This is a genomic window from Geodermatophilus sp. DF01-2 (genome assembly GCF_004571065.1).
Taxonomy (GTDB): domain Bacteria; phylum Actinomycetota; class Actinomycetes; order Mycobacteriales; family Geodermatophilaceae; genus Geodermatophilus.
Genome location: NZ_SPQN01000150.1, coordinates 1 through 4363, shown reverse-complemented (window position 1 = coordinate 4363; position 4363 = coordinate 1). Strand labels below are relative to the sequence as shown.

At 72.8% G+C, this 4363-nt stretch carries 3 protein-coding genes; all 3 read right to left on the bottom strand.

Going from position 1 to position 4363, the window contains the following annotated elements:
* Positions 1-8 precede the first annotated feature (8 nt).
* Entirely contained in the window at positions 9-308 is a 300-nt protein-coding gene (locus E4P41_RS21265; protein WP_135143189.1) for a hypothetical protein, read from the bottom strand.
* 138 nt (positions 309-446) lie between these two features.
* Positions 447-3338: an excinuclease ABC subunit UvrA gene (uvrA, locus tag E4P41_RS21260; RefSeq protein WP_135143188.1), complete on the bottom strand. Its 2892-nt coding sequence runs from the start codon at positions 3336-3338 to the stop codon at positions 447-449.
* 124 nt (positions 3339-3462) lie between these two features.
* A partial coding sequence (locus E4P41_RS21255) for an amidase (RefSeq protein WP_135143187.1) occupies positions 3463-4363 on the bottom strand: 901 nt, incomplete at its 5' end.

Sequence of the window (4363 nt, the reverse complement as noted above, 5' to 3'; positions counted from 1 at the left end):
GATCTCGGTCAGCCGACCGGACGCGACCGGTGCACCGCGCCGGCCCGCGGTGCGTGCACCGCTGCAGCGGCGCCGGCCCGGCGGACGAGCCGGACCGCCCGCCCACCCAGCACGAGGGCCGACACCAGGCCCACCCCGCCGGCCACGAAGGCCACCGCGCCCGGCACCGCCTCGCCGGTGACGGCGAGCACGGCGACGGTGACCAGGGCGGCGAGGACCACCGTGGATCGCACGCCGCCGCCGGGTGGGCGGGTCGGCGAGCCGCAGTGGGCCAGGTCCGGGTCGCAGTCGGGCGTGAGCGCACTCACCGGCGCCTCCTCCATCGAGGGACCGTCACGCCGACACCCCGACGTGACCTTTATCACACAGAGCGTAGGGGTAGGCCGTCCGGCGCTCAAGCCCACGACCGGGCGACGACGCGACCGGGCCGGTGCCCGGCCCGTCGCTCAGCTGGCCTTGCGGCGGGCCCGCTTCTTCGGCGCCACCGCGGCGGCGACGGTGTCCGGGTCGAGGATCTTCGCCAGGTACCGACCGGTGTGGCTCTCGGGCACGGTGGCGAGGAACTCCGGTGGCCCCTCGGCGACGACCGTGCCGCCGCGGAACCCACCCTCGGGCCCCATGTCGATGAGCCAGTCGGCGCTCTTGATGACGTCGAGGTTGTGCTCGATCACGACGACCGAGTTGCCCTTGTCGACCAGGCCCTGCAGCACGATCAGCAGCTTGCGGATGTCCTCGAAGTGCAGCCCGGTGGTGGGCTCGTCGAGGACGTAGATGCTGCGACCGTTGGACCGCTTCTGCAGCTCGCTGGCCAGCTTCACCCGCTGCGCCTCACCGCCGGAGAGGGTGGTCGCCGGCTGGCCGAGCCGGACGTAGCCCAGCCCCACCTCGGTGAGCGTGCGCAGGTACCGGGAGATCGCCGGGATGGCGGCGAAGAAGTCGGCCGCCTCCTCGATCGGCATGTCGAGGACCTCGGCGACGGTCCTGCCCTTGTAGTGCACCTCGAGGGTCTCCCGGTTGAACCGGGCGCCCTTGCACACCTCGCACGGCACGTAGACGTCCGGCAGGAAGTTCATCTCGATCTTCAGCGTGCCGTCGCCGGAGCACGCCTCGCAGCGGCCGCCCTTGACGTTGAAGGAGAAGCGGCCGGGCTGGTAGCCGCGGATCTTCGCCTCCGACGTGCTGGCGAACAGCTTGCGCACGTGGTCCCAGACCCCGGTGTAGGTCGCCGGGTTCGACCGCGGGGTGCGGCCGATCGGCGACTGGTCGACATGCACCACCTTGTCCAGCTGGTCCAGCCCGGTGATCGTGCGGTGCCGGCCGGGCACGAGCCGCGCACGATTGAGCTGGTTGGCCAGGGTCGTGTAGAGGATGTCGTTGACCAGGCTAGACTTGCCCGAACCCGACACCCCGGTGACGGCCACCAGGCAGCCCAGCGGGAAGGTGACGTCGACGCCCTTGAGGTTGTGCTCGCGAGCGCCCTTGACGACCAGCTGGCGGCCGGGCGTCGGCCGGCGGCGCACCTGCGGAACGGCGATCTCCTTGCGCCCGGACAGGTACGCACCCGTCAGCGACCGCTCGCTGGCCAGCAGCTCCTCGACGGTGCCGCTGACGACGACCTCGCCCCCGTGCTCCCCGGCGCCCGGGCCGATGTCGACGACCCAGTCGGCGGTCTTGATCGTGTCCTCGTCGTGCTCGACGACGATGAGGGTGTTGCCCATGTCGCGCAGCCGGACGAGGGTCTCGATCAGCCGGGTGTTGTCCCGCTGGTGCAGCCCGATCGAGGGCTCGTCGAGCACGTAGAGGACGCCGACCAGCCCGGAGCCGATCTGGGTGGCCAGCCGAATCCGCTGCGCTTCGCCACCGGCCAGCGTCGCCGCCGGTCGGTCCAGCGACAGGTAGTCCAGGCCGACGTCGACCAGGAAGGACAGCCGGGCCTGGATCTCCTTGAGCACCCGGTCGGCGATCGCCCGCTCGCGCTCACCGAGCTCGAGGGCGTTCAGCCAGTCGGCGGCGTCGCCGATCGACAGGCCGGTCACCTCGGCGATCGACCGGCCGTTGAGCTTGACGGCGAGGATCTCGGGCTTGAGCCGGGTGCCGTGGCAGACCGGGCACGGCACGTCACGCATGTAGCCCTCGTACTTGTCCCGCATGTAGTCGCTGTCGGTGTCCTCGTGCCGGCGCTCGAGGAAGGGCAGCACGCCCTCGAACGCGGCGTAGTAGCTGCGCTCGCGGCCGTAGCGGTTCTTGTAGCGGACGTGCACCTGGTCCGGCGAGCCGTGCAGGACCGCCTTCTGCACCCTCGCGGGCAGCCGCTCCCACGGGTCGTCCATGGAGAAGCCGAGCTGCTGGGACAGGCCGGTGAGCAGCCGGGTGAAGTACTCGTTGCTCATCGACGTGGCCCACGGAGCGATCGCCCCCTGGGCCAGGCTCTTCTCGGGATCGGGGACGACGAGGTCGGGGTCGACCTCCTTGCGGGTGCCGATGCCGGTGCACTCGGGGCAGGCGCCGAACGGCGAGTTGAAGGAGAACGACCGGGGCTCGAGCGCCTCGAAGGAGAGCCCGTCGTCCACGCAGGCCAGGTGCTCGGAGAAGGTGCGCTCCCGCTGCGGGTCGCCCTCGGGCAGGTCGACGAAGTCGAGGACGACGAGGCCGCCGGCCAGGCCCAGCGCGGTCTCGACCGAGTCGGTGAGCCGCCGCTTGGCGCTCTCCTTGACGGTGAGCCGGTCGACGATCACCTCGATGGTGTGCTTCTCCTGCTTCTTCAGCGTGGGCGGGTCGGTCAGCTGGTGGACGACGCCGTCGACGCGGACGCGGGAGAAGCCCTGCGTCTGCAGCGAGCTGAACAGGTCGACGTACTCGCCCTTGCGGGCCCGGACGACGGGGGCCAGCACCTGGAACCGGGTGCCCTCCTCCATCGCCAGCACCTGGTCGACGATCTGCTGCGGGGTCTGCCGGGAGATCGGCTTGCCGCAGTTGGGGCAGTGCGGCTGGCCGGCGCGGGCGTAGAGCAGCCTCAGGTAGTCGTAGACCTCGGTGATGGTGCCGACGGTCGACCGCGGGTTGCGGTTGGTCGACTTCTGGTCGATCGAGACGGCGGGGCTCAGGCCCTCGATGAAGTCGACGTCGGGCTTGTCCATCTGGCCCAGGAACTGGCGGGCGTAGGCCGACAGCGACTCGACGTAGCGGCGCTGGCCCTCGGCGAAGATCGTGTCGAAGGCGAGGCTGGACTTCCCCGAGCCGGACAGCCCCGTGAAGACGATCAGCGCATCGCGGGGGAGGTCGAGGTGGACGTCCTTGAGGTTGTGCTCTCGGGCGCCGCGGACGACGAGGCGGTCCATGTGATCCCTGTCGGTCGTGCTCGGTGGGTTCCGGGCCGGGTGACGTGTGGCGGAGTGGTGCTGGAGAGCGGGCGGTGCGGGGCGCACGGACGCCCGGCCGGCGGTGGCGGTGCCGGGGCGAGACTCAGGCGGGTGCGGGGACCGGCGGGGCAGTCGGGTCGAAGACCGGTGCGTACCGGCGCCACGGCTGCCGCCGCTCCAGCTCCCCGGCAGTCCAGAGTAGTCGTCTCTCCGCGCCCGGGGGGCCGGCCAACTGGACGGCCAGGGGCTGCCCCGTGGGCCGGGTGCCGGCGGGCAGCACGAGGGCGGGCAGCCCGGCGAGGTTCCAGGCAGCCGTCCACGGTGCCCAGCGGGCGTTGGCCGTCACGTTGGCCAGGAAGGACCGCTCGTGCCACGGACGGGCCGGCAGCGGCGGGCCGGTCGTCACCGGGGTGAGCAGCAGGTCGACGTCCGAGAAGAAGTCGGCCATCTGCTCGCGAAAACGCTCGGCCGTCCGTGGCCGGACGAGCCGGGCCGCCCGCACCGCGCGCCCCGTGCGGGCGTGCGTGCGGCTGCGCGGCTGGAGGTCGGAGAGTGCGATGCCGAGGTGGGCGGCGTCGTCGGCCGCCCCCGCCATCCAGCGGGCCAGCGCGCCCGCCGCGGCGCCGGGAGTGAGCGGCGGGTCCCGGCGGACCACGGTGTGGCCGGCCGCGGTGAGCGCGGCGACCACCGCGTCCACCGCTGCACGGGCGGGCCCGTCGGCCCGCGTGCCCGGCACGGGCGAGCGGATCGCGACGGCGATGCGCAGCGGGCGGCCGGGCGCCTCCAGCGGCTCCGGCTCCTCTCCCGCCAGCACCGCGTGCGCCACCGCGAGGTCGGCCACGGTGGTGGCCAGCGCGCCGTTGACCGCCATGCCGGACCAGTCGTCGGCGCCGATGCCGCCGGGCACCACCCCGCGGCCGGGCTTGAGGGTCACCAGCCCGCAGGCGGCGGCCGGCAGGCGCAGCGAGCCCATCCCGTCGTTGCCGTGCGCGAGCGGCACCGCC